The following is a 23,684-nucleotide window of genomic DNA, read 5'->3' on the forward strand; positions in this document are numbered from 1 at the left end:
AGCTATTGAAGGACAGTTGTCCTGATCATAGCGGCAGCACCGGCATCGGTGCAGAAGTGGCGGGACTGCTGGCGGCGCGAGGTTGATGAGCGCGAGCTTTCTAGACGACCAGTCTAGTTAGTTGCTAGTATGCCCTGCCACTTCCGCTTCGTTCTTGAATGACGACCGCACAGTTTCTGGAGGTGGATAATGAACTGGTAATCAATGGCTGCACAGAGCCCACGCTAAAGGAGTAAGCGCGCAAGTGCGCGCATCCTGATGATGCTGGTCGCCCGCGATAGTCCTGCATTATTCAGCTAAACCCTTTATTCAACTGTGAATTGACCGATATGAGTGCATCCACCAAATTTAAAACCTCCGATGTTCGCTCACATATTCTTGATGTAGGCCAGCGCATCATGGCGGCCAAAGGTTACTCTGCGGTCGGCCTGAACGAGATTCTCGCGACCGCAGGCGTACCCAAAGGGTCTTTCTATCATTACTTCAGTTCCAAAGACGCCTTTGGCGAGGCGATTCTGGAAAGCTATTTCGAGGACTATCTGGCCGAACTGGACCGCACACTTGGCCAGCCCGGCATGAGTATGGCCGAGCGTCTGATGGACTACTGGCGCATCTGGCAAGACACCCAATCCTTTGAAGACTGCCAGGGAAAATGCCTGGCCGTAAAGTTGGGTGTGGAAGTTGCCGATCTTTCGGAGACGATGCGCTCTGTTCTCAAGCGCGGCACATCGGGCATCACCAGCCGGCTCGGACATGCCATCGAAGCGGGCGTTGCAGAAGGATCGTTTGCCATCAGCGAGGATCCTCAGGCCACTGCCCAGAGTCTGTACCAGCTGTGGGTGGGCGCGAGTGTGATGGTCAAGATCACTCGCAGCATGCAGCCTTTCGAGACGGCGATGATCAGTACCCGGCGACTGCTAAATCTCGCTTAACAAGTCTGAAGGCTTGCATGCTGGTGCCAAGTGGTCCGCCACAATTGCCCGAACGCGATCTGCATCGGCGCTCGTAACCGGGTTATAGACGATCATTGAAAGATCCGGGCGACCATCAACGGCAAAGCCGGAGTATTCAAGTTCGATGACGCCATGGGTTGCATGGCGCAGGCGCTTGGTTCCTTCACCCTGGAGACGCACGTCGTTGTCACGCCACAGTGCCGCGAAATCCGGGCTCAGGCTGCACAACTCATCGGCGAGCTTGACGACTTCAGCGGCAGCTCCGGCGCGGGTAGCGTCGGCCCGAAACGCCGCGACAATGAACCGCGCAACAGCCTGCCAATCCTCTTGCTTGGCCCGCGCGCCGGGGTTGCAAAACATCAGACGCAAGATGTTGCGCCGCCCCACCGGCAGCAGACTGTAGTCAGTGAACACTGCCGCCGCCGCGCTGTTCCAGGCCAGCACATCCCAAGTCGCGGTTTTAATAAAGGCAGGACTGAATTCGAGGGTGTCCAGAATTCGTTGCAAGCGCAGCGTCACCCCATCAGGGGCAGAATAAACAACTTCGGGAGGATGACCAAAGGCGAGCATGAACAAGTGTTCCCGCTCCGATTCGGTCATCAACAGGCTTTGAGCAATGCGGTTCAACACTTGCGTGGAAGGTGCACCACCGCGTCCTTGCTCCAGCCACGTGTACCAGGTAGCGCTGATATTCGCCCGGTGCGCCACTTCCTCTCGGCGCAATCCCGGCGTACGTCGACGCGCGCTGGAATAGCCAAAACTCACCGGATCCAGACGCGCCCGGCAATCTTTCAAATACGTTCCCAACAGATGAGCAGACCGACTTGCCATGGTGATCCTGTTAGTTTTTATACCCTGATAATGTCACGTCTTTAAGCGGATAAACGTTACGCGCACTCTGCCGACTTTCGCAAAGAGAGATTTCAGACATGCGCATATTCCTCACCGGTTCAACAGGCTTTATTGGTTCCCACGTAGCACGGGAGTTGCTCAACGCAGGTCACCAGGTGCTGGGGCTGACGCGTTCCGATACGGGGGCTCGTACGTTGCTGGCAATGGGGGCCGAGCCCCACCGGGGCGATATCGAAGACCTCGCCAGCCTCCAACGCGGTGCTGAAACCTGTGACGCCGTCATCCATACCGCGTTCGATCACGACTTCGCACATTTTGCCGCTAACTGCCAAAAGGACGCGCGTGTTATTGCGGCCTTGGGTTCGGCGCTGCAAGGTTCGCAGCGGCCGTTGATCATCACCTCCGGCACGCCGATGGGTTCGCCAGCACCAGGACAGCCCGCAGATGAGGATCACTTTGACCCACAGCATCCCAATCCCCGGGTCGCGTCGGAATTGGCTGGGGAGGCGTTATTACAGCGCGGTGTCAACGTGGTGGTCATGCGGCTTTCCCAAATCCACAACCCGTACAAACAAGGCCTGGTCACTGAGGTCATCCAGCTGGCGCGGGAAAAACAAGTTTCAGCCTATATCGATGCAGGCCTTAATCGATGGTCCGCCGCTCACGTTGCGGATACTGCGCACTTGTATCGCCTGGCACTGGAAAAGCACCAGCCGGGCGCTCGTTACCATGCCACCGCCGAATCCAGCATCGGTTTTCGCTTCATTGCTGAAGCCATCGGGGAAGGTCTGGGCCTGCCCACAGTGGCGGTGCCCGCAAACGAAGCGATGGCGAGTTTCGGCTGGCTATCGAGCTTTGTGGGTAAAGACATGTCGAGCATGAGCACCAAGACCCAAATGCAGCTGGGTTGGAAACCTGCCGGGCCAGATTTGATTACCGACCTGAGAACCTTTTTCAACCGATAGTCGGTGCACGCCCTCTAGACCGGACGCCGAACACAAAAGAAGCGGCTATATGGGCGCGCAATACGATGACCTTCCCCGACACCTTTGAGCGCATTGAAGAAAAACCTGAGCGGATCGATGAAACCTGTTTTTGGAAAAAAGTTAAGACTGTGTCAGTCGAAACAGTCTACCCAACCAAAACGGGAGTTAACGAAAATGTTCATCATATGGTCCGAACTGCTGCCTGCGATTCAGAGGTCATTCGCTGCCTTGGAAAAAAGCAATCCTAAAATGGTCAAGGCTTACATCGCGCTGGGTGAAGCCGCCGCCGAAAACGACATTCTGGACGCCAAAACCCGCGAGTTGATTGCGATTGCCGTCGCAGTGACGACACGTTGCGACGGCTGTATCAGCGTGCACACCGACGCGGCTATCAAAGCCGGGGCTTCTCGGGAAGAAATCGCCGCTACGCTGGCAACCGCAATCTCGCTAAATGCAGGTGCTGCGTATATTTATTCACTTCGAGCGCTGGAAGCTTACGACACGCTGAAGAAATAGCGTCCTCGAATGCACTTGTGAGCTAAGTTGCCGAGCCAATATCCCCTTGCGTACCCGGCCCGGCGCTTGGCCATACACTTCCTTGAATGTGTTATGAGTTCGAGTTCAATTGAGGCAAACGTCGCTGTCCATTGCGAAAGCGTCTCTCAAATAATCGGTGAATGCCCGGACTCGGGCCGATTGCCTGCGATCGGCCGGGGAAACCGCATGAATAGGAAGTGACGCAGGGGTATAGCCGTCCAGCAGCGCGACCACCCGCCCCGCTTGCAGATCCTCACGAAACAACCAGGATGGAGAAAGCGATATGCCCAGTCCACTCAAGACCATTTCCCTTATCGACTCACTGTTATTGCTGCGCACATTGCCCTTGACCTGAACGCCGATCCATTCACGGCGGTGCTCGAAACGCCAGTTGCCGAAATGTTCCAACTGATTGAAGACAAGGCAGTTATGAACGCGCAACTCATCCGGAGTAGCCGGTACACCGAACTGTTCCAGATAATCCGGCGCTGCGAACACTTGACGTTTCGTCAGGCCTATTTGCCTGGCTACTAAACTGCTGTCTTTCAACTCGCCAATACGCACCGCGATATCGATCCCCTCGCTGACGAGGTCGACGTTCTCGTCAGCGAGTTGCAAGTCGATAGACACGTCAGCATACCTCTGAAGGAAACCGCGCAGCCGAGGTGCTATTTGTATTCGTCCGAAGCTGCCTGACGAAGCAATGCGAAGTGGTCCGGCGACACGCTCTTGACCTGTCTGAAAGCTGTGCTCGGCATTGTCCACCGCCGCCAGAATCTGTCGGCAATGCTCATAGTAATGCTGACCTTCATCAGTCAAACAAAGGTTACGCGTGCTGCGGGCAAACAGGCGGCCGCCCAGCCTTTTCTCCAACGCACCGATCTGCTTGCTGATCGTGGGCTGACTGAATCCAACCTCCCGGGCTACTGCTGAAAAGCTGCCCCTTTCCACCACCCGTATAAATATCGCCATCGCTTCCAACGTGTCCATTGCTACTCACTTAGCGGTGTTTTGGCATTAATACTATAGCCATTTCGCTCCTTATCGGAATTCATCTGCTGCGCGAGACTGTTGGCATTGCCGAGTACGAGCAAAACACTTCAAAGGGAATTACACACATGAGCCACGAGACTATGCGCGCTGCCATCGCTTTACATGCCGGGACCCCGCTGCAGCTTCAGTACCTGCCCGTCCCCAAAATCACGACAGGGCAAGTGTTGGTGAAGATTATCGCCAGTTGCGTGAACCCTTTGGACACGAAGATAAGCAGCGGCCAAGGACAGCATGCGCGGCAACCGCTTCCGGCGATTTTGGGTATGGATTTGGCTGGTGTAGTTCAAGCGGTCGGTGCGGGCGTTACCCGATTTACCGTCGGCGATGAAGTCTACGGGATGGCGGGGGGCGTCGGGGGTCAGCAAGGCTCGCTGGCGGAGTACATCGCGGTCGATGCCGATCTCCTGGCGCTTAAACCGCACAATCTCAGCATGCGTGAAGCCGCTGCCCTGCCCCTGATATTCATAACGGCGTGGGAAGGGTTGGTAGACCGAGCCAATGTTCGGGCTGGGCAACGGGTCCTGGTGCAAGGCGGTGCAGGTGGCGTCGGACATATGGCTGTGCAGATTGCTACTGCACGAGGCGCACAGGTTTTTGCCACCGGGAGTGCCGATGGCCTCCAGGTAATCGAAAGCTTCGGCGCGACAGCCATTGATTATCGAACTCAGAAACCTGCGGACTATCTTGAGCAGCACACCGCTGGCGAAGGTTTTGACATCGTGTACGACACCGCCGGCGGTGCGACACTGGATGCCTCTTTCACGGCGGTGAAAGTGTACACCGGTCACGTTGTCAGTTGTCTTGGCTGGGGCGAACACAAACTTGCGCCGCTGTCGTTTCTCGGCGCGACCTATTCCGGCGTATTTACCTTACTTCCATTAATTACCGGTAAAGGTCGTAAACACCACGGTGAAATTCTCGCTCAAGCCACAGCCATGGCCGAAGCAGGACAGCTGCGGGTTCTGCTGGACGAACGACGCTTCACCTTGGGCAATGTATATGACGCGTATGCACTTGTTGGTGCAGGCAAGGCTACTGGCAAGGTGATCGTAGATATCTGACCAACTGCGCTGTCGACAATCTGTCTTCAGTTGTCGATAGTAATTCCCGCCAAGCCACACCCGGATGTTTAACCGATTACTTATCCAGCCATCGTGACAGCTCCTCGCTCACCTTGGCAGGCGGTACCTATGAAAAATATCGCTTATCTGGCATTTGTTGCCCTGGGAGTCATTTGGGGTACCAATTTCGTCTTCATGAAATGGGCGGCGGTATTGATCACGCCATCACAAATCGTCCTGGTGCGCATTTTCTTCGGCTTCTTGCCGATCCTGGTGTTCGCACTGGTCTCACGCTCGCTACGAATGAGTCATCTGCGCTATGCACACCACTTTCTGGTAATGGCTTTGTTGGCGACGGTTTTCTATTACTACGCGTTTGCCAAAGGCACATCTATGCTTCTTTCGAGTGTGGCGGGTATGTTGAGTGGTGCTATCCCGCTGTTCGCCTTTGCGTGCGCGTTGCTGTTTCTACGCCAGGAACCTTTAACCAAACGTACCGCCGTAGGGGTGTTGCTGGGGTTTTCCGGTGTATTGCTCATTGCCCGTCCGTGGGCTACCGGGGTTGGCAGCATTTCTCTCGAAGGTGTGCTCTATATGGTCCTGGGCTCGCTGAGCGTCGGATGCTCATTTGTCTACGCCAAGCGCTTTCTCACCGGGTTGAACATCTCGCCGGTCGCTCTCTCCACTTATCAGATCGGTCTGGCGTTATTGGTGATCGCGGCGTTCACGGATTTCCATGGCATGGGTCGAATACTGGAAGATCGACGAGCCTTCATTGGCGTATCGGTGGGTTTGGGCCTGCTCGGCACAGGTGTCGCCTACGTTCTCTATTACTACATCGTCCATCGTTTGGGCGCCTTGGCAGCAGCCTCGGTGACCTACATTCCACCGGTCGTAGCACTGCTGATCGGCTTCTTCGTGGCAAATGAACCAGTGCATGCCATTGATCTCGTCGCCATATCAGCGATTCTGGCGGGTGTGTATGTGGTCCAGACAGGCCGCCGGCAACCGCCGAAAGCGCCGACTCCAGACCTACCCCGCCCCGTCCTGAAGAATTAGCCCTTAACAGGTTTCACCATTGGCAAGTTCACAGGTTGATCTCGTTGAAACACCCAATACTGCGCTTGGCAAAAAAAAGGGAGCAGCTCTCGCTGCTCCCTCCAACTGCTTATTTCATGTAGCAATTATTCTTTCGGTTCGTACTGCATATCACCATGACCAAAAGACCAATCCTCACGTTTCACGTCGATCAAACTGATCCAGATATCGTCTTTGCGCAGTCCGGTTTTTGCGTGAATACCGTCTGCGACTGCTCTGAAAAAGGCTTTTTTTACCGCGACCGTGCGTCCAGCCACCCAGGTAATCTGAATAAATACAATGTTCGGCGTGTACGTCAAACCCAGATACCCCGCAGGCGGGTAGACCAATTCATCCGGGGCATGACGGTGGATGATCTGAAACTTGTCATGCTCAGGTACATTCGCAACATTGATCATTGCGTCATAAACAACATCGCCAATTGCGGCGACGGTTTCTGCTGAAGCCTGCACACCAATATCGATTCTGGCCAAGGGCATCGGGCGTTCCTCATTGAATGGAATTGTTTGCATGTTCGGCATTACTGATTTGGCCGACAGTACTAAGCTAGGCTGGACGACATGATTCATCAAGCGCATTATTCTCGTAATAAGTATGAGGGTTACGCATGCTATTCGAAGATCTCAAGGCCTTGGTGGCAGTGATTGAGTGTGCATCCCTGACGAAGGCTGCCGAGGCGTTATGCATCACTCAATCGGCAGTTTCCAGGCGAATCCAGCATCTGGAGGATGTGCTGAATGTGAGCTTGTTTGATCGTACTACCCGCCCGCCAGTGCCCACCGCAATGGGCTACCGAATTTATGAATGCGCAGTAGGTTTGCTCCGGGATGCTCGATACTTGCTAAGTATTCCAGAAGAGGATGCGTTGCCCAGCGGCAGATTCCGAGTGGGATTTACCCAGATCGTCGCGGATGCGGTGGTGTTTGAGGTTGTGACTCGAATGCGTGAGAAGTTTCCCGATCTCGACATGCAGCTGATGACTGACTGGAGTTCCGAGTTGCAGCAATTGGTTCTGCATGGAGCGCTGGACGCCGCAACGCTGATGCTGCCCTCCCCCAGCAGCCTGCCCGATAAGCTGCAAGGCCAACGGGCAAGCACGCTTGAGATCCTCGTCGTTCAAAGCAAAGAAAAGCCCGTTGCAGGCTCGATTACCGACATAAAAGACTTGTCTGGAAACGAATGGATTTTGAACCCCAAGGGATGTGGCTATCGCTCAGCTTTGGAAGCGGCCATGGGTGGACAAGGACAAAAGCTGAAGCTCCGTGTCGACACTCAGGGAGCGGTCATGCAGATGCGGATGGTTGCCGCCGGTTTAGGGCTGGGCCTGATTCCTCGGCAGCTTTTGCAAACCAGTCCGTTTTCAAATCAGCTGGCCATCGTCGAAATCAACGACTTCTCGCTGAAGATGGACATCTGGATCGTTCGGTCAAATCAACCTGGAAACCTGAAAAAGGCCTATGACCTGCTGGTCGACAGTGTGCTGCAAGGCTTCCAGATTTCCCCGTTCGCGCCGTCACACCTGAACATGAGCGCGGGAGAGTGAAACCATCTACGCAATGACCCTCGAATAGACTGACATGTCGACGTTGCCACCGGACAGGATCACACCGACCTTGCGCCCCGGCATAGATTCGCGCTCCTGAATGAGCGCTGCCAAGGCAGCCGCCCCGGCTCCTTCAGCGAGGTTATGGGTATCGCAATAATAGATGCGCATGGCCTCGCGGATCTGCGCGTCACTGACCGCTACGATCCGCGCCGCCCCTGTCGCGTAGATGGCAAAGGCGTCCGGGACCGGCTTGCGCACGGCCAGACCGTCGGCGAAGGTATCGGCCGAAGCAGTCTCGCGTATGGCTCCAGCCTCAAACGACAATTTTGCCGCAGCAGCCTCGGTAGACACCACGCCCACCACCTGAGTCTTGAGGCCCAGTGCGTCGCGGGCGGCGATCACCCCGCAAATGCCCGATCCACAGCCAATGGGCACATAGACGGTGTCCAGATCTGGTGCAGACTTGAACAGTTCCAGGGCATAAGTGGCGACACCTTTGACCAGCTCGGTATGGAATGGCGGGACCAGAAAAAGCCCATGCACCTGCGACAGGCGGGCGGCCTCTTCACGCGCCTCATCAAAGTCGCGACCAAACTCCACGACTTCGCCACCAAAGCCGCGCATGGCGTTGTTCTTTTCCGGGGAGTTGCCTTGCGGCACGACGATTAACGCCCGTAAGCCCAGCGCGCGCGCCGCCAACGCCACGCTTTGCCCATGATTGCCACGGGTAGCACTGACGATCCCTTTCGCAGCTGGATGCTCGCGTTTGAGCCAGTGCATAAAGGTAATGCCGCCTCGCACCTTGAAAGCGCCGGTAGGTGTGTGGTTTTCGTGCTTGACCCACACCTCGCAACCCAAGCGTTCACCCAGCAACGGCCAGGCGTATTGGGCCGTAGCAGGCATGACCTGATAGACCAGATGCGCGGCCTGTTCAATATCGTCAAGCGTCAGTCTGTGCATGGTTTGTGCTCCGAAAGTTTGGCCCAGTCTAGGGACGCGCGCAGCGGTTTGGCTTTCAGAAAACTGACCTGACTTTCCAGCCTCCTGTTCGCTACTATGGCATTCATGAGCCATCGCAATCGCCCACAGTCATCGCGCCTGCCTGAACCGGTCCGTCGGGTCGAAACAGGGCCGTGGACCATTGAATTACTACCCGGCAGCGCCTACGCAACCCGATATATACCGACTCAGGCAGCAATTGGCTTCGCCTTCGACAGCCAGCGGGGCGTGCACGCTATCGGCAGCGACCGGGTGCTGCCTTTCACGGCCGTCCCCAACGGCCTGGCGTTCGTCCCGGCCGGCTGTGACGTGTTGTCCGAATCCCCTCAGGGTGGAGAATACCTGCGGGTGATCCGCACTGACGGCATGGCGCTGGGGGGTGATCGAGCCTTCAACAATCGCATTGATCTCCAGGCGACCAGGCTCGCATCGCGCATGCGCAACGCGCTGTTGCACGCCTCGGTGGCGGACGACTGGGAAAGCTGGGCACTTGCATTGGCAGAACGGGCGCACAGTCACGGCGCATTGCCGATACCTCACACCGGCTCGATAACCGGTGCCCGGATGCGCTTGCTCGATGAGTTCATCGACGCGATGCTTGGCGGATCGTTGAGTGTAAAAGCCATGGCGCAGTTGCTCGGATTGTCCGAGGGCTATTTCATCCGCGCCTTCAAAACCGCCACCGGCAAAAGCCCTCACGCTTATCTGATCGACCGACGTCTCGCCAAAGCCCGCGCTCTGATGCACGACTCCTGCGCCAGCCTGTCGGACATCGCCCTCACCTGCGGCTTCAACTCCCAGGCCCACATGACAACCGCCTTCAGGCAGCGGCTTGGTGTCAGTCCCGCGCAGTTGCGTCGTGGTTAGGGGGCTTCAGTCACGGCAGCCTGCCTGCTCAGTCGATCAAGACAGGGTCCGTTCGACCTGGCAAGTTCAGCGACTCAACGCTCCGTCGTGCGGATTGCCGTACCTACTGTCCCTTACGTCCACGAGCGACAGGCTTGCCAGTCAATGCAGCGCGTCCTCGGATAACGGCGGGCGCAAATAACGCCCACCGGGATGGGCTTCATTAGGAGGCTAATTAATAAATACCCCCTTATGAGAACCTGTATAGACCGGGGACATAGCTGACAGGTGTGCGGGGACATGGTTGACACTTCTCGGTAAGACGAGCTTGCCGAGAACTCATCATGTCCTGGAACACGAGAGATGCTATGAGCCTGAAAGAAGAGTTCATTTCCTTGGCTTTACGGCCTGGTGCGAACCGGCGAGAGCTGTGCCGCCGCTTTGGAATCAGTCCGCAAACCGGCTATAAATGGTTGCGACGCTTTGAAACGCTCGGCCAAGCCGGGCTGTTAGAACAGTCCCGACGACCGCTCAATAGTCCCCGGCAGTGCAAACCTGATCTTGAAGCTGATGTAATTGCTTTACGTAAGCAGCATCCCAAGTGGGGTGGCCGCAAGATCAGTCATAAGCTGGCTGTATCTGTTGCGCCCAGCACAATCACTAACATCCTGCACCGCCATGATTTGATTCTGCCGCACGACAGCGCTGCATCGCAGCCTTGGCATCGCTTCGAGCATGAGGCGCCAAATGATCTATGGCAGATGGATTTCAAGGGCTTTTTCCAAACGAATCAGGGGGCCTGCTATCCCTTAACGATGTTGGATGACCATTCTCGCTTCAACTTGACTATTCAAGCTTGCCCCCACCAACGCGGTGTACTGGTGCAGGAGCATATGACCGAAGTCTTTCGCCAATATGGCCTGCCTGCACAAATCAACACTGATAACGGCGCTCCATGGGGATCACCGAGCAGTCCGGGCCAGTTGACGCCGCTAACTATATGGCTCGTTCGTCTGGGCATCAAAGTGACTTGGAGCAGACCAAGACACCCGCAAACCAATGGCAAAAACGAACGTTTCCACCGCTCGTTAAAGGCCGAGGTGTTAAGCGGGAGAAGCTTTAAGAATTTGATCGAAGCTCAGCACGCCTTTGATCAGTGGCGAGATATTTACAATCACCATCGTCCTCACGAAGCCTTAAATTATCTGGTTCCCATGGATCGGTATCAGGCTAGTCCACGCTCCTACCCCCAGCTCTTGGGGGAGTTTGAGTACGCTCCGGGCGATGTGTTGGCGAAGGTCAATGATCGTCGAATCAGATTCAAAAATGAGTATTTCCGCATCGCTAAGGCATTGAGTGGACATGTGGTTGCTGTCCGCCAAAGTGTCCAGCGGGAGGATCTCTTTGATGTCTATTTCTGTGGCCACTGGCTGCGGACAATCGATTTCAGCAACCGGCAGAAGGAGCGATAATGTGTCAACCATGTCCCCGTACATGTGTCCACTATGTCCCCGGTCTATACAAGAACCGATTAAATATATTTAAGTTAACTATAGAGTGCTTCTTATTCACAATCCTATCTGCATAGTAACTGCACAGGAACAGAAGAACATCCGAATAGATACCAGAAAATACACTAGCAATTCGATTGAATTGTTTGCATTCCTAATTATACATTTCTTACCAAAACTGGATTTATCCCTTGAAATATTCACAGCGCACGCCCCATAGTGCCAATGCGCCACATTTCTGGCTACAAAAATACTAAAAAATGAAAGGAGTATCTACATGCTAACTTCCTTGTCGGTAAGGACAAAATTGGTATTAAGTTTTGGCATGATGGTATTGATTATATTTCTTGTTTCTACGCTTTCAGTTATTAGCCTAAGTGATTCGAATCTGCGTTTCTCCAGCTATGTCGATGGTTTGAGTAAGCGCATGGGCTTGATGAATGATTTGCTGCTCGCTGCACAGCAGCGTGCTATTTCCGCCCGCAATCTTGTACTGGTCACCTCTGCAACTGGCCGACAGTCCGAGACCGACAGCATAAACACAGAACACAAGAACGTTGGAAGGCTTTTGTCAGAACTCGTAGCTGGAGTTAATGCATTGCCTTCATCCACCAATGGCAATAATGCCCGGAGTTTGGTTGCCGAGATTGAGCAAATTGAGAAAATCTATGGCCCGGTCGCCCTGGAGATCACGCGGCTGGCCATGAGTGGCGATAATAGCGCGGCCATCAACATGATGAATAATGAATGCTTGCCACTCCTGAAAAAGCTGGTGGCCAGCGTCAATAACTACAAAGAGTTTAACTCAAAGGCGGCACAGGCCAGCGTGAGTGACTCGCAGGTCGAATATCAAAACAATCGCAGCTTTCTGATGTTTTTCTGCGCAATAGCAATTGCCATAGGGGTGGTGCTGACAGTTCTAATAGTTCGTGGATTATCACGTGCTCTTGGTGCAGAGCCCACTGTGTTGTCTACAATCGCACAGCGCGTTGCCAGTGGTGACCTGCGCCCGATTCTCGAAGCGAAAATGTCAGTGGCCGGTAGTGTGCTGTCCTCCTTAAGCGAAATGCAGTCACGTCTGAGCTCGCTTATCAGTCAGGTTAATACTTCATCAACAGTCATCTCTACTGCAGCCGTAGATCTTTCCGCTGCGACAGAGCAGACCCGCATCGGCGTGGAAAACCAGAGAATTGAAATCGATCAGGTCGCTACCGCAATCCACGAAATGGTAGCAACCACCCTCGAAGTTGCGCGCAACTCCGAAGCGGCAGCCCATGCGGCCCTCAGCGCTAACCTTCAAGCGCAGACCGGCGGCACCATGGCAAAAGACGCAATCACGCAAATAAAACGCCTGGCATCTGAGGTGGCAAAATCTGCCGCCGCCATGGCGCAACTCAAAACGGAGAGTTTGAATATAGGCGGTGTATTGCAAGTGATCACATCAGTCGCTGATCAAACCAATTTATTGGCGCTAAATGCCGCTATCGAGGCTGCCAGGGCGGGCGATGCCGGTCGAGGATTTGCGGTGGTGGCAGATGAGGTGAGAACGCTTGCCAAACGGACTCAGGGCGCAACCCTGGAGATTGGAACTCTGACCGCCAATCTGCAAAAAATAGCTGAAGAAGCTGCCGGGATGATGGAAGTCTGTCGCGGTCTGACTGATGAAACGGTAATACAGGTTTCAAACACTGGAAACTCGGTTGAAACCATCGTCGAGATGATTGACAACATCCAACAGATGGTAAGGCAAATCGCAACGGCAGGCGAGGAGCAAAGCTGTGTGGCCGAGGAAATTAACCGCAGTGTTAGTTCAGTTCGCAATATTGCCGATGATTCAGCTTTATCGTGCGAAAAAACGGCCCATTCAAGTAATAACCTGGCAACCCTGGGCAACGTACTGCAGCAGCAAATAGGTCACTTCCAGGTTTGACGAGTTGATTTAAGATAGCTCTCGGCGGGTTAAGGAACGCGACTTGAGTCACGCCCAGGATGGTTTCCCACAAATGCAGAACAGCCCGACTGTGCGGGCTTTTCTATGGGGGGTCGATTTAAATAATAGGTCGCGCGATGCGTCGCCGCTCCCTGGGCCGTAATTGCTTGATCTTCACCGCATCGGTACCAGTTCTTGTCAAAAGTCGCTCTACTCAAACTGCCCGGGAGTGCTGACGGCTGCTACCGGTTACTTTCTAAAGCTGCCAGCAGGAGTTAATCCACCTACTTTGAGTGACTCATACTCTTTTACTTAAAGCGAGCACTGGTCCACGCCAGGACGGTTCACCTGGGCGGCTGAATTAACTTGAACTGCCGCTGATATTCATCCGTGACTTCTCTTGCCTCGCTGTTGCTGGTCACGACCCGAGGCGTGATCAACACGATCAGTTCAGTGCGGCCCTTGCTGCGGCTGGTTGAACCGAAAAGCCAGCCCAGGCCGGGTATCGAGCCCAGATAGGGTACCTTGCTGACACCTTCGGTATCGTCCTGCTGGATCAAGCCACCCAGTAACACCGTCTGGCCACTCTGCACTGCAACTTGTGTCGCGATGGAGCGCGTGGAAATTCGTGGGTTTTGCTCGGGAGCGGTGGTAGCACCAGCATCGCTTACCTGCTGCTTGATATCCATGTAGACGAGGCCGCCCGGATTGATACGCGGCACTACATCCAGAATCACCCCGGTTTGTATGTACTCGACACTGCTCAGGGTAGTGTCCGTATTGATGGTGTTGACGGTGGTCTGGCTGATAGGGATGTTATCGCCAACCTGGATCTGGGCTTGCTGGTTGTTCATCACCACCAGAGAGGGTGCCGACAGGACCTGGGTCTTACCCGTTGCCTCCAGGGCCCGGATGGCCACCTGCAAATTGTTGCCGACGAAGGAGTAGAAAAAGGTATCGGCGGCCCCCAACCCTGCCCCGCCAAAGCCAAGAGCGCCCTGGCTGCCGCTGATATTACCAATGCCGGGAGTGGTGGAGTTGCCAGCCAGTCGCCCCAAGTACCACTGCACCCCCAGATCCAGTTCACCGGTCAGTGACACTTCGAGGATGCGCGTCTCGATCTGGACCTGCATGGGCGGGTTATCCAGGCGCCGGATTGCGCTCTCGATTTCGGCCCACTGGCTGGGCCGGGTGCGTATCAATAACTGGTTGCTGCTTTTCTGCGCCGTGATGCGGGTGCTTTCGTCCAGGCCCTTGCGGCCTTCGCTGGTCGGCTCCTCTGGCACTTCACTGTCGACGTCATTTGCCGCTTCAGCCGATGCGGGGCTCTGTGCGGAGGAGTCCTGCATCCCCATGCCGTTTTGAATGCCAGAGCCGCTTTGGCCTAGCCCGGAATTGCGCCCCACACCGCCCAGCCCGCCGCCGCTGCGCCCACCGCCAATCGGCGAAGACAAGGTGGTGGTGGTCAGTCCTGGCGCCACCTCGGCGGCGGACTCTTCCTTAATCGCGCCGCTGCCGTAGATCTGCCGCAGGTAGCGGCTCAGGTCGGTGGCCTTCATATTGCGCACGTCATACACGTACAGCTGCGGTTCATTGCCGCCGCCGTTGTCGATCATTCGAATCCAGTCGCCCACCTCTTGCAAGTATTGAGGCTGCGAGGAAATGGCGACGACTGAGTTGGTCCGCTCGATGGGCATGAAGCGCAACATACCCGCCAGCGGCGTCCCGCTGTCGGGGCCAAATACCTTTTGCAGCTCGGGCAGCAGTTCGGACACAGTTGCACGCTGCAAGCCGAAAACCCCGATGGACATGCCACGCAGCCAGTCGACATCGAAGGTCTCGATGCTGGCCTGGTAATTGGCAAGTTCATCGCTGGTGCCTGCCATCCCCAACACATTACGCGCAGGGTCCACCAGCAAAAAGGCGTTATCACGGGCGAACGGCTTGAGCAGCTTCTGCATTTCAGGGGCTGAGATATAGCGCAGCGGAAACAGCCTCACCGACAGGCCCGCTGCAGGCTGACGCAACCCAATGGAAGGCACCAATTGACCGGCAACCGCTTGACTGGCGGGCAATATGAGGTAACGGTCACCCTGGCGGATCATGGCGTTGTTGGTCCAGGACAGCAGCGATTCGAGGATGGCCATGGACTCAGTCTTGCTGACGGGCCTGGAGGTCGAAAACGACACTTCACCGCTGACCCCTTGGGCGATGCTGTAATTCTCCTGGAGCAAGTCGCCCATGATGGTGTTGATCACCGCGACAATCGATTGGCTATTGAAGTTGAACATCACCCCGGCGCTGCCATCCCCCTGGTTTTCCCCTACAGGCACCGGGCGGCCGACGTGGGTGCCGGGGCCTTGAATGAAGCGCTGGTTACCCTGAATGATCTGCCGTTGCGCGTTGCTGGGCACCGATGCACCAGCAGTGGCGGCGGGCGGCATCCTTATGTTCTCGGGCACTTGCCGGGCGCCGGTGCCGCGCAAGGCTTCCCGGGTCAGGTCGTCGTCCTCATTCAGTGGATGCGGCGCACAGCCACACAAGGCAGCGAACATCACCAGCATCACGGTCGAGGTCCAGGGCGACATGGTTCAGTGGCCTCCCGTAACAGGTTCGCGAGGGGACTGAGCGTCCGGCGCATTGGTCGGCGCCGCGCCCGACCGTTTCACTTCAGGCAAGCGCGGGGTCGGCAATTGCAGGCGCTGGGTGCTGCCGTCCAATTCGAACTGCACAGCCTGGGCGTCGATACGCTGCACGCGCCAGCCGCTGGGCAGTTGTCCGCCCTCGCGCAAGGACAGATCGTGGCCATCGGCCTGCTTGAACAGGGCGTGACGCACGCTACCGTCAATGATTACTCCGGTCAGCTTCAACCCGCCGAGATCCGTCGCGGTTTTTACGGCGCGCACGGGCTTGTCCGGTTCCCGCGTGGGGCTGAACAACGGCGTTTTCCAAGTATCGACGAGCTGCTCCAGCGGCACGGGCGTCGGCAGCAACGGCACCGGCGTTGCGGTCAGCGGGGCATCAGCTTGTGGAATCGCCAACCATTCAGGATCGCTGCCCACCCCGGTCGATAGCCAGCCAAGGCCAATCGCAAGCATCAATGCCAAAGCCGCCAACACCTGAATCAGCGGCTGTCTCCAGGCACTCATCGCGACGGTTCCTGCAATGCGGACTGACCTACTGCAGACCCCTCCTCTGCAGGCGTCGAGGCGCCGGAAGCCAGAAAACCAGTGACCAGCAGGTGCACACTCAAGCGTCCTGGACCGCCATTGGCCGGCGCATTGTTTGCGCGACGGATTCTCAACTCATCAACGAACAACAATGGCTGGCTCGACTCCAGTTGGTGCAACAGGGTTTCCAGCGGCTCGGTGGCGCATTCCAGATCCAGGCTCAGGCGAATCTGGCGAAACGGCTCCTGGCTCTGACCCTGGGGCAAGATCGGCATACGCTGCGTCACCTGGCAGCCCGCGCCCCGCGCTTCGTTGTCCTTGACCATCTGCGCGACCTTTTGCATCAGTTCGGCCGCCACCACGCTGGGGTCATCGCCCTTCAGTAACGCGTTGTGCAACGAGTCTTCGCCCGGCGATTTCTCCATGGCCTGCTGCAGGCGCTGGCCTAGGGCGAGCAGCCGCTGATAGTGCTGACGTTGTTTCCGCAGGGTGTCCATTTGCGCGTCCACCTCCTGCAACGGTGCGATCAAGAAAGGCTGGATGACTAGAAAATGGAAGCCCGCCAGCATGACGACAACCAGTAGCCAGGCACCGACTCGCCGCTCACGAGGAGTCAGCGGGCGGCCCATCACCAGACTCCCCACGGGTTTTTGCGCGGATGTAGAACCGATCACGGCCACTGGCTTCGTCAGGTTGAATAACCCCTTGATATTGCGGGTCGGACAGCTGGCTGCAGCCCTTGATCAAGGCGATCAGCGAACTCGCCCGGGTGCTTAAGCCAGCCACATCGACCTGCCCGTCCGCGCTGATTTCCAGGGTTTGCAGCCAGGTGTCGGGCGGCAGGCAGCGGGTCAGTTCGCTGAGCAACAGCGCGCGGGACGGCTGATTCAAGCGTCGTTCGAAGAGAAACTGCACGGCGCTGCGCGAGGCGCCTGACGCGTTGCGCAGGGCAGCGTCTTCGTTGGCCTGTTGCCGCAGTGTCTGCACCTCGGTCTTCATGACGGCCAATGCAATCTGGCGGTTGTGTAGCCACACCCCGTGCAAGGCAATGGCCAGTGCGACACAGGCCACACCCAACCCCATCGCCAGATGTCGACCTCGATGCTGAACAGCAGCGTCATAGCCGGTGGGTAACAGGTCCAGGCCCATCGGCTGGCCAACATCATCGAGTACCTCCACCGCCTCCAGCACCAACCCGGTGGCCGTGCAGTGGTGCAGGCATTGATCGAGGAAATCGCGCTGAACCAGCGCCAACGTCACCCATACCTGAGTATCACGAATGCCATCGCGGCGGATCGCGTAATACACCTGACTGGCGTCGAAGGGGGTAAAGCGATCCAGCTCGAATGCCATGACACTGCGCACGTCCCGGGCGGCGGCCAGTGGCAGGGGTACGCGGTGCAGAAGCACGACGTCGGCAGGCAGATCGAGCACGACATGGGTGCCAGCCGGTTCGTCACCCATGCTCGGGGGCAACGGCCAAGGGTAATGTCGTGGCGCGCTGCCGGGGCGCAGTGAGCGTTGCAGCCACGACGGCAAGCTGTTGAACAACTCAAGACGCCAGGCCTGGAGAAACACCTGGACGCGGCTGCCGGACCATTTACCGGACCATTGCGCCTTGAGCCGCGCCTGCAGGAGCCAGAACAGTTCAAAACCCATGAGCTGCGGCCTCATTCGTTGTAGCGCACGACCCGGAAAGGTCGGGTGCCACTGTCCATGGGTAACAGTAGTACGGTGCTGTCGACCACGGCGGTTATCCCATCGGGTAAATAAGCCTGACTGCGTATTCCCACAATCGGCCCGGCGTCCACGCCCAGCGGCTGGATGTCCGGCAAATGCAACGCACGCCGCAGGACACCCGTGGCAAAGGCCGGATCTGGCAAGGCCATCCCGCTCCAGACTGTGACCTGGTCAAGCAGGCCCTCATACAGCGGCGCACTCATCCCGGCCAGGTCGCGCAGTTCTTCGAGGGCCCTCAGCGGCGGCTGACCAACCGCTCGACGCTGATCGAGGGCGGCAGCCACCGTGCGCGCCTGTGTCGGCGAAGCGCCCAAGGCTGTCAGCAGACGCGACACATCGGTTGCCGAAGCGGCATTCAGGTCCAGTTTGCCACGCTCGCTGCGCACGCTGACCTGCAAGCTGGCGTCGTCAAAGCGCAGGGTTTGCGTGCGGCCATCGGTGATCCAGCGCCGGTTCGCTGCCGGATCGCTCAACGCCCGGACCGCCAGGTTCATGCCGGCCTCGGCCGCGAGAGTGGCCCTCGTATGTTCGCGTTGCCAAAACCCAAGAGCGACCTGCTGGCGGACTTCCACCACTAGGGCACCGAGCAGCAACGTCAACAGCGCCAGCGCCCACAACACCAGCAGCAAGGCCATGCCACGCTGACGATTCATGGCACCACCTGCAAATCGCTGAGTTCCAGTCGCAGGGCGACTACTTGTGGAAACCAGGCCACCGGGCCGTCGCTGTTCAGGTCGATGCGAATCGCTTCGGGAAGTCTGGCGGGCCACGGCCAGGTATTCAGCCAGCCGGTTCGGGCGCCTCGCGTGTCACGGCCGCGATAACTGAACTGCACGTCGCCCACGTCCCGGAGTAACACCTGCGGCTGGCCCCACGCCCCGCCGCCCGCACTTTGCAAGTGCTCGAAGCGCACCTGCAAGGCGTTGCCTTTGCCGCTGCCGACCACCTCGAACGTGTGCAGCTCTATGCCGCCACCCAGCAAATTGTCCAGCCCGGCAGCAAACCGCAGGCGCTGAGGCTGCCCGTCGAAAATGATCACCTGATCGTCTTCGGAGGCCTGTATCTCCAACGGCAAGGCACCCTGCAACGCCTTGTGCAGAAAATTCTGGCTGGTGCGTAATTCGTCCAGTCGCTGGCTATAGCGTTCCCCCTTGAGCAACGCACGATTGGCCCCCAGCAAGGCACCGGCCACCAGCGCGGTCAGCACCCCCAGCAGGGCCAGTGCCAGCAACATTTCCAGCAGGGTGAAACCTCGGGACAGGCACCTCACGGATTAGCACTCAGGGCCGGCGCCGATTGCACCGCCAGAGTGCTCAAGCGCAACTCGCGACCGCGCTGAGCCACCGTCAGTTGCAGGCGCAGCAATGGCATTGCCGACGCAGGCCCTGGCTCGCGTGTGACCTGTAAATGCCATTGAACGCCATGCTCGGTCCCGGACCGCTCCCCCACTTGCAGCGGCTGGTCACGCTGATCGTCGATCAGGGTCCGCGCCGCAAGGCTCAGGCGGTCACTGGCCCGCACCTGTTCCAGCGTGCGTGCCGCTTGTCCGAACGTAACCAGCAGCACCGTGCTCCCCAGCGCCAGTACCACCAGCGCGGCGATCATTTCCAGGAGTCCGAAGCCTGCGGATGCGTGCTTCATTGCACAGCCTGCCAGCGCACGTTGCCGTTGAGCCAACCCACATCGATCCGCCAGCGCTGCCCTGCCCGCTCCACCAGCAAGTGGCCGCCACTTGAACTGCCGTCGGGGAAAAACGCTACGGCCGGGCCCAGTGCTTCAGCGGTGGTCAACTGCACGGCCAGATTGCCCGGCCAATGCCGGGGATCCTGGCCTGGGGCCTGAAAGCTGCGTTTGGGCAGGTCAAAGCGCAATTGCAGGGGGGCACCGCTGAGCACCGCCTGGGTTCGGGTCTGTCGCAGTGCCGCGACTATTTCGCGTAACGCCTGTCGATCACGGCTGGCGTCCAGTCCCCGGCTCAGCCCCACGCCGAGCACCCCGAGTGCCACGGCCATCAAGGCGATCACCATCAACAGCTCCAGTAGAGTGAAGCCGGCCACCGACACGCGAGCGTTCACTCCCAGTTCCCCAGATCAGCGCTGTAGCCCTCGCCACCGGGCTGGCCGTCCTGACCGTAGAAGATCAGATCGAAACTGCCGTGCTGGCCGGGGAAGCGGTAGCCGAACCCATGACCGAACGGGTCCTTGAGATCTGAAGGCTTGGCGTAGGGCCCCGCCCAACTGTTCGAACCTGCCGGCTTGTTGACCAGTTGCGCGAGGTCCTTGGGCGGCGAACCCATGTCCAGTCCGTAGCTTTCGATCTTCATGCTCAGGCTGGCCAGTTGCGCTTTACCTGCGCCGTACTTGCCCTTGTCGACGTTGCCGCCTACCTGGCGCACCACGATGGTTGCGACGATGCCCAACAGCACGATCACCGCCAGCATCTCCAGCAACGTAAAACCGCGTGTATGCCTGAGCGACAGCATCATCAAGGCCCTCAAATGTTACTGGTGAGGCTCATCAACGGCAGCATGATGGCCAGCATAATGAAGGCCACCATCACCGCCATCACGATGGTCAGCGTGGGCACCAGCGCAGCCAGCAGGCGCGCGATGCTGTGGCGGGCTTCGCCGTCGAACACCTGCCCCACCTTGAGCAGCATGGTGTCGAGCTGCCCGGCTTCTTCGCCTACCTGAATCATCTGCAGCGCCAGTTCCGGCAGCAGGTTGTCGTGACCCAAGGCAAGGGCCAGCGATCCACCGCCCTTGACCTGTTCGCTGGCCAGTTCGACCTGAGCGCGCACCGCCCGGTTGCTGACTACCTCCGCGGCAATCTTCAGCGCACCCAGCAGGGCCACGCCATTTTGCAGCAGCGTGCCCAGGGTTCTTGCCAGTCGCGCCGCTTCGACGCGCTGCAACAACGCGCCGGTGATCGGCAAGTTCAGCAGTCGGCGATCCCAACGCAACCGTCGTGCTGGATCGCGTAGAGCACGGAGGGTGATCATCGCGCCCATCACGGTCAGTGCAACCAATAGCAGCCAGTACTGATTGAAGAATTGCCCCATGGCGAGGACGAGTTCGGTGACCAATGGAATCGGCACGCCCAGGTCCTGAAAAATCGGCACGAACTGCGGCACCACGTACGCCAGCAATAGCACCAGCGAGCCGAGCACGCCCACCACCAGAAAGGCCGGGTAGATCAAGGCGTTGATGATTTCGCTGCGAAGCGTCTCACCGCGCTCCAGATACTCGGCAAGCTGACGCAGGCTGTCTTCCAGTGCACCGCCCGCTTCCCCGGCGTGTACCAGGCTGAGATACAGCGGCGTGAACTGATGGGGCTCCTGTGCCAATGCCGCAGATAAAGGCTGCCCGGCCTTGACCCGTTCGCGTACCCGGTCCAGCAGCGCACGGGCCGGACCCTGCCGGGCGCCGGCCTGTTTGATGAGAATACCCAGCGCCCGGTCCAGCGGCAGGCCGGCATTGAGCAGAATCGCCAGTTGCTGAGTGAACGCCATTAACGCCCGAGTGGTCAGGCTGCGACTGGGCCGCCAGTGAATCCACTGGCCCTTCGCCGGTTCGATGTGTAGAACCAGCGCCCCCTGGCGATGCAGCTGCAGGGCCAGTTCCTGACGGTCCTCGGCGTCCATCTCGCCCTGACGCGCGCGGCCATCGGCGTCCACGATACGGTAGCGAAACATAGCCATTTCAGGCCCTCGTCTTTTTATTCTTGTTCGCCTATTCGCTGCGTGTGACGCGCAGCACCTCTTCCAGCGTCGTGACACCCGCTAGTGCCTGACGCAAACCGTCTTCGTACAGGGTGCGCAAACCTCCACGCCGCGCCGCCTGTTCAAGGGTCCCGGAGTCGGCATGACTCATCAGCAGGCTGCGCAGCTCATCGTTCATCACCAAAAGCTCGGTGAGTGCGCAACGGCCGTGATAACCACCACCAGGCGCGTCGGTCCGAGGTCGGTACAGCAAGATTGGACGGCGCTCGGTCAACTGCTCCAGACCATATGCCATCACTAATGCCTGCGGCGCTTCGAACGCCTCGCTATACCGGGGGTCAAGCCGGCGCACCAGTCGCTGCGCCAGAACGCCGATTACCGTCGAGGCGATCATGTAACTCTCCACGCCCATGTCCAGCAGTCGGGTGATGCTCGCCGCCGCGCTGTTGGTGTGCAGGGTTGAAAGCACCAGATGCCCGGTCAATGAAGACTGGATCGCGATGCGACAGGTTTCAAGGTCACGCATTTCGCCGATCATGATCACGTCCGGATCCTGGCGGACGATGGAGCGCAGCGTCATGGCGAAATCCAGGCCGATGGCCGGCTTGACCTGAATCTGATTTATGCCCTGGATCTGGTATTCCACCGGGTCTTCGACGGTAATGATCTTGCGCTCGCAAGTATTGAGCCGGGTCAGCGCGGTGTACAGCGTTGTGGTTTTGCCCGAACCGGTGGGACCGGTAACCAGGAGGATGCCGTGCGGGCGTTCCAGTAATGCCAGCAGACCTGAAAGTTGCAAGTCATCGAAGCCCAGGCTCTGCAGATCGAAACTTACGGTCTCGCGATCCAGCAGCCGCATGACTACCGACTCCCCGAAGCTGGTGGGCACCGTCGAGACCCGCAGATCGAGTTCCTTGCCTTGCATGCGCAGCATGATCCGCCCGTCCTGAGGCAGTCTTCGTTCGGCAATGTCCAGACGGGCCATGATCTTGATGCGAGAGATCACCGCCGGCGCCGAACTGGGTGGGGGCGCTTCGCTGTCCACCAGTATTCCGTCGACCCGATACCGGACCTTGAACTGGTTATCAAAGGGTTCGATATGGATATCCGAGGCACGCTGTTCAACGGCACGCTGCAGGATCAGGTTGACCATGCGGATGACGGGTGCTTCGCTGGCGAGGTCCTTGAGGTGTTCGATATCTTCTGCCTGGGCGGCATTATTGCTGTCGATGTCTTCAACCAGGGTGCTCATGGCCGTGCGCCCCTGACCGTAATAGCGCTCGATCAAATTGTCGACTTCGCTGCGTGTCCCAGCCCTCATCTGCACAGGTTTACGGCATGCAAACGCCACTGCTCGCGCGGGATACGGATCGCCCGGATCGCAGGCCAACAGTTGCAGGTGTCCTGCTTCCCAGCCTACGGGGACGACATGCTGGTGACGCAGAAATCTCTCACTGATCATTGGCAGCGGGTCCAGGGAAATTGGCGCGTCAGTAGCGCTCGTGAACGGTATGTCGAGCACTGCAGCCCAAGCCTGAGCCATCTCAAGTTCAGAGACGATCCCCAATCGGGTCAGGAGGCTGGGCAACCTGCTGTGCTCGGCACCGTTCGGTGACAAGCGTAATGCCCGGTCTATATCGGCGGGTTTGAGCCCCGCGTTGAGCATGAGCCAGTTGCATAAA

Annotated in this window: 24 protein-coding genes; 9 read left to right on the forward strand and 15 right to left on the reverse strand. The window is 57.9% G+C overall.

Annotated elements, in window-relative coordinates; all coding sequences use genetic code 11:
* Positions 1-329: 329 nt before the first annotated feature.
* Entirely contained in the window at positions 330-932 is a 603-nt protein-coding gene (locus CFII64_RS18245; protein ID WP_020292297.1) for a TetR/AcrR family transcriptional regulator, read from the forward strand.
* On the opposite strand, the gene CFII64_RS18250 is transcribed toward CFII64_RS18245, so the two are convergent.
* On the reverse strand, positions 918-1,784 hold the full coding sequence (locus CFII64_RS18250) for a helix-turn-helix transcriptional regulator (protein WP_020292298.1): 867 nt from the start codon (positions 1,782-1,784) through the stop codon (positions 918-920). The genes CFII64_RS18245 and CFII64_RS18250 overlap by 15 nt on opposite strands.
* 98 nt (positions 1,785-1,882) lie before the next feature.
* Between CFII64_RS18250 and CFII64_RS18255 the strand changes: the two genes are divergently transcribed.
* Positions 1,883-2,770 carry an SDR family oxidoreductase gene (locus CFII64_RS18255; RefSeq protein WP_020292299.1) on the forward strand — a complete coding sequence of 296 codons (888 nt, stop codon included), beginning with the start codon at positions 1,883-1,885 and terminating at the stop codon, positions 2,768-2,770.
* A 195-nt stretch (positions 2,771-2,965) separates the two neighbouring features.
* The gene (locus CFII64_RS18260; protein WP_020292300.1) at positions 2,966-3,307 is read left to right on the forward strand and encodes a carboxymuconolactone decarboxylase family protein; all 342 of its coding nucleotides are present in this window, start codon (positions 2,966-2,968) and stop codon (positions 3,305-3,307) included.
* A gap of 105 nt (positions 3,308-3,412) precedes the next feature.
* Here CFII64_RS18260 and CFII64_RS18265 read toward each other — a convergent pair whose 3' ends face one another.
* A complete protein-coding gene (locus tag CFII64_RS18265) occupies positions 3,413-4,318 on the reverse strand; it encodes a LysR family transcriptional regulator (protein ID WP_020292301.1) in 906 nt (301 codons plus the stop codon).
* Between the two features lie 128 nt (positions 4,319-4,446).
* Here CFII64_RS18265 and CFII64_RS18270 point away from each other — a divergent pair, with 128 nt between their 5' ends.
* Entirely contained in the window at positions 4,447-5,442 is a 996-nt protein-coding gene (locus CFII64_RS18270; RefSeq protein WP_020292302.1) for a zinc-dependent alcohol dehydrogenase family protein, read from the forward strand.
* 129 nt (positions 5,443-5,571) lie between these two features.
* Positions 5,572-6,501 carry a DMT family transporter gene (locus CFII64_RS18275; RefSeq protein WP_020292303.1) on the forward strand — a complete coding sequence of 310 codons (930 nt, stop codon included), beginning with the start codon at positions 5,572-5,574 and terminating at the stop codon, positions 6,499-6,501.
* Between the two features lie 125 nt (positions 6,502-6,626).
* On the opposite strand, the gene CFII64_RS18280 is transcribed toward CFII64_RS18275, so the two are convergent.
* The gene (locus tag CFII64_RS18280; RefSeq protein ID WP_229635620.1) at positions 6,627-7,109 is read right to left on the reverse strand and encodes a tautomerase family protein; all 483 of its coding nucleotides are present in this window, start codon (positions 7,107-7,109) and stop codon (positions 6,627-6,629) included.
* A gap of 38 nt (positions 7,110-7,147) precedes the next feature.
* Here CFII64_RS18280 and CFII64_RS18285 point away from each other — a divergent pair, with 38 nt between their 5' ends.
* Positions 7,148-8,083 (forward strand): LysR family transcriptional regulator, encoded by a 936-nt coding sequence (locus tag CFII64_RS18285; protein WP_020292305.1) that lies wholly within the window; start codon positions 7,148-7,150, stop codon positions 8,081-8,083.
* A 6-nt stretch (positions 8,084-8,089) separates the two neighbouring features.
* Here CFII64_RS18285 and CFII64_RS18290 read toward each other — a convergent pair whose 3' ends face one another.
* Positions 8,090-9,046 carry a threonine dehydratase gene (locus CFII64_RS18290; protein WP_020292306.1) on the reverse strand — a complete coding sequence of 319 codons (957 nt, stop codon included), beginning with the start codon at positions 9,044-9,046 and terminating at the stop codon, positions 8,090-8,092.
* Positions 9,047-9,151: 105 nt separating this feature from the next.
* Between CFII64_RS18290 and CFII64_RS18295 the strand changes: the two genes are divergently transcribed.
* The 3 genes from CFII64_RS18295 (at position 9,152) to CFII64_RS18305 (ending at position 13,372) form a co-directional block, all read left to right on the forward strand.
* Entirely contained in the window at positions 9,152-9,952 is an 801-nt protein-coding gene (locus CFII64_RS18295; RefSeq protein ID WP_020292307.1) for an AraC family transcriptional regulator, read from the forward strand.
* A gap of 323 nt (positions 9,953-10,275) precedes the next feature.
* Positions 10,276-11,403 (forward strand): IS481 family transposase, encoded by a 1,128-nt coding sequence (locus tag CFII64_RS18300; RefSeq protein ID WP_044901497.1) that lies wholly within the window; start codon positions 10,276-10,278, stop codon positions 11,401-11,403.
* Between the two features lie 316 nt (positions 11,404-11,719).
* Positions 11,720-13,372 carry a methyl-accepting chemotaxis protein gene (locus CFII64_RS18305; protein ID WP_020292309.1) on the forward strand — a complete coding sequence of 551 codons (1,653 nt, stop codon included), beginning with the start codon at positions 11,720-11,722 and terminating at the stop codon, positions 13,370-13,372.
* 344 nt (positions 13,373-13,716) lie between these two features.
* Here CFII64_RS18305 and gspD read toward each other — a convergent pair whose 3' ends face one another.
* From gspD to gspE, 11 genes are read right to left on the reverse strand one after another with little or no spacing between them, the layout of a single operon-like run.
* On the reverse strand, positions 13,717-15,960 hold the full coding sequence (gspD, locus tag CFII64_RS18310; RefSeq protein ID WP_020292310.1) for a type II secretion system secretin GspD: 2,244 nt from the start codon (positions 15,958-15,960) through the stop codon (positions 13,717-13,719).
* Between the two features lie 3 nt (positions 15,961-15,963).
* Complete coding sequence (locus CFII64_RS18315) at positions 15,964-16,521, reverse strand: hypothetical protein (protein ID WP_020292311.1); 558 nt, start codon at positions 16,519-16,521, stop codon at positions 15,964-15,966.
* Positions 16,518-17,171, reverse strand: a complete 654-nt coding sequence (gene gspM, locus CFII64_RS18320) for a type II secretion system protein GspM (RefSeq protein ID WP_020292312.1) — start codon at positions 17,169-17,171, stop codon at positions 16,518-16,520. Before gspM ends, CFII64_RS18315 begins: the two co-directional genes overlap by 4 nt.
* A complete protein-coding gene (locus tag CFII64_RS18325; protein ID WP_020292313.1) occupies positions 17,146-18,201 on the reverse strand; it encodes a PilN domain-containing protein in 1,056 nt (351 codons plus the stop codon). Before CFII64_RS18325 ends, gspM begins: the two co-directional genes overlap by 26 nt.
* Before the next feature lie 11 nt (positions 18,202-18,212).
* Positions 18,213-18,935: a type II secretion system protein GspK gene (locus tag CFII64_RS18330; protein WP_020292314.1), complete on the reverse strand. Its 723-nt coding sequence runs from the start codon at positions 18,933-18,935 to the stop codon at positions 18,213-18,215.
* Complete coding sequence (locus CFII64_RS18335; RefSeq protein WP_020292315.1) at positions 18,932-19,552, reverse strand: prepilin-type N-terminal cleavage/methylation domain-containing protein; 621 nt, start codon at positions 19,550-19,552, stop codon at positions 18,932-18,934. Before CFII64_RS18335 ends, CFII64_RS18330 begins: the two co-directional genes overlap by 4 nt.
* Positions 19,549-19,923 (reverse strand): type II secretion system protein, encoded by a 375-nt coding sequence (locus tag CFII64_RS18340; RefSeq protein WP_020292316.1) that lies wholly within the window; start codon positions 19,921-19,923, stop codon positions 19,549-19,551. Before CFII64_RS18340 ends, CFII64_RS18335 begins: the two co-directional genes overlap by 4 nt.
* Positions 19,920-20,357, reverse strand: coding sequence for a GspH/FimT family pseudopilin (locus CFII64_RS18345; protein WP_020292317.1), 438 nt, complete (start codon positions 20,355-20,357; stop codon positions 19,920-19,922). The genes CFII64_RS18340 and CFII64_RS18345 overlap by 4 nt, the downstream gene beginning before the upstream one ends.
* Positions 20,354-20,767: a type II secretion system major pseudopilin GspG gene (gspG, locus tag CFII64_RS18350; protein WP_020292318.1), complete on the reverse strand. Its 414-nt coding sequence runs from the start codon at positions 20,765-20,767 to the stop codon at positions 20,354-20,356. Before gspG ends, CFII64_RS18345 begins: the two co-directional genes overlap by 4 nt.
* A gap of 8 nt (positions 20,768-20,775) precedes the next feature.
* Positions 20,776-21,981 carry a type II secretion system inner membrane protein GspF gene (gene gspF / locus CFII64_RS18355; protein ID WP_020292319.1) on the reverse strand — a complete coding sequence of 402 codons (1,206 nt, stop codon included), beginning with the start codon at positions 21,979-21,981 and terminating at the stop codon, positions 20,776-20,778.
* Between the two features lie 31 nt (positions 21,982-22,012).
* Positions 22,013-23,668 carry a type II secretion system ATPase GspE gene (gene gspE / locus CFII64_RS18360; protein WP_256208132.1) on the reverse strand — a complete coding sequence of 552 codons (1,656 nt, stop codon included), beginning with the start codon at positions 23,666-23,668 and terminating at the stop codon, positions 22,013-22,015.
* Between the last annotated feature and the right edge of the window lie 16 nt (positions 23,669-23,684).

This window comes from Pseudomonas sp. CFII64, from assembly GCF_000416235.1.
In the GTDB taxonomy this organism is placed as follows: Bacteria; Pseudomonadota; Gammaproteobacteria; order Pseudomonadales; family Pseudomonadaceae; genus Aquipseudomonas.

What these genes read in the sequence shown, in the direction of transcription:
- CFII64_RS18245 (WP_020292297.1), top strand. Translation starts at nt 330, where the DNA reads ATGAGTGCATCCACCAAATTTAAAACCTCCGATGTTCGCTCACATATT.
- CFII64_RS18250 (WP_020292298.1), bottom strand. Translation starts at nt 1,784, where the DNA reads ATGGCAAGTCGGTCTGCTCATCTGTTGGGAACGTATTTGAAAGATTGC.
- CFII64_RS18255 (WP_020292299.1), top strand. Translation starts at nt 1,883, where the DNA reads ATGCGCATATTCCTCACCGGTTCAACAGGCTTTATTGGTTCCCACGTA.
- CFII64_RS18260 (WP_020292300.1), top strand. Translation starts at nt 2,966, where the DNA reads ATGTTCATCATATGGTCCGAACTGCTGCCTGCGATTCAGAGGTCATTC.
- CFII64_RS18265 (WP_020292301.1), bottom strand. Translation starts at nt 4,318, where the DNA reads ATGGACACGTTGGAAGCGATGGCGATATTTATACGGGTGGTGGAAAGG.
- CFII64_RS18270 (WP_020292302.1), top strand. Translation starts at nt 4,447, where the DNA reads ATGAGCCACGAGACTATGCGCGCTGCCATCGCTTTACATGCCGGGACC.
- CFII64_RS18275 (WP_020292303.1), top strand. Translation starts at nt 5,572, where the DNA reads ATGAAAAATATCGCTTATCTGGCATTTGTTGCCCTGGGAGTCATTTGG.
- CFII64_RS18280 (WP_229635620.1), bottom strand. Translation starts at nt 7,109, where the DNA reads ATGAATCATGTCGTCCAGCCTAGCTTAGTACTGTCGGCCAAATCAGTA.
- CFII64_RS18285 (WP_020292305.1), top strand. Translation starts at nt 7,148, where the DNA reads ATGCTATTCGAAGATCTCAAGGCCTTGGTGGCAGTGATTGAGTGTGCA.
- CFII64_RS18290 (WP_020292306.1), bottom strand. Translation starts at nt 9,046, where the DNA reads ATGCACAGACTGACGCTTGACGATATTGAACAGGCCGCGCATCTGGTC.
- CFII64_RS18295 (WP_020292307.1), top strand. Translation starts at nt 9,152, where the DNA reads ATGAGCCATCGCAATCGCCCACAGTCATCGCGCCTGCCTGAACCGGTC.
- CFII64_RS18300 (WP_044901497.1), top strand. Translation starts at nt 10,276, where the DNA reads ATGTCCTGGAACACGAGAGATGCTATGAGCCTGAAAGAAGAGTTCATT.
- CFII64_RS18305 (WP_020292309.1), top strand. Translation starts at nt 11,720, where the DNA reads ATGCTAACTTCCTTGTCGGTAAGGACAAAATTGGTATTAAGTTTTGGC.
- gspD (WP_020292310.1), bottom strand. Translation starts at nt 15,960, where the DNA reads ATGTCGCCCTGGACCTCGACCGTGATGCTGGTGATGTTCGCTGCCTTG.
- CFII64_RS18315 (WP_020292311.1), bottom strand. Translation starts at nt 16,521, where the DNA reads ATGAGTGCCTGGAGACAGCCGCTGATTCAGGTGTTGGCGGCTTTGGCA.
- gspM (WP_020292312.1), bottom strand. Translation starts at nt 17,171, where the DNA reads ATGGGCCGCCCGCTGACTCCTCGTGAGCGGCGAGTCGGTGCCTGGCTA.
- CFII64_RS18325 (WP_020292313.1), bottom strand. Translation starts at nt 18,201, where the DNA reads ATGGGTTTTGAACTGTTCTGGCTCCTGCAGGCGCGGCTCAAGGCGCAA.
- CFII64_RS18330 (WP_020292314.1), bottom strand. Translation starts at nt 18,935, where the DNA reads ATGAATCGTCAGCGTGGCATGGCCTTGCTGCTGGTGTTGTGGGCGCTG.
- CFII64_RS18340 (WP_020292316.1), bottom strand. Translation starts at nt 19,923, where the DNA reads ATGAAGCACGCATCCGCAGGCTTCGGACTCCTGGAAATGATCGCCGCG.
- gspG (WP_020292318.1), bottom strand. Translation starts at nt 20,767, where the DNA reads ATGATGCTGTCGCTCAGGCATACACGCGGTTTTACGTTGCTGGAGATG.
- gspF (WP_020292319.1), bottom strand. Translation starts at nt 21,981, where the DNA reads ATGGCTATGTTTCGCTACCGTATCGTGGACGCCGATGGCCGCGCGCGT.
- gspE (WP_256208132.1), bottom strand. Translation starts at nt 23,668, where the DNA reads ATGCTCAACGCGGGGCTCAAACCCGCCGATATAGACCGGGCATTACGC.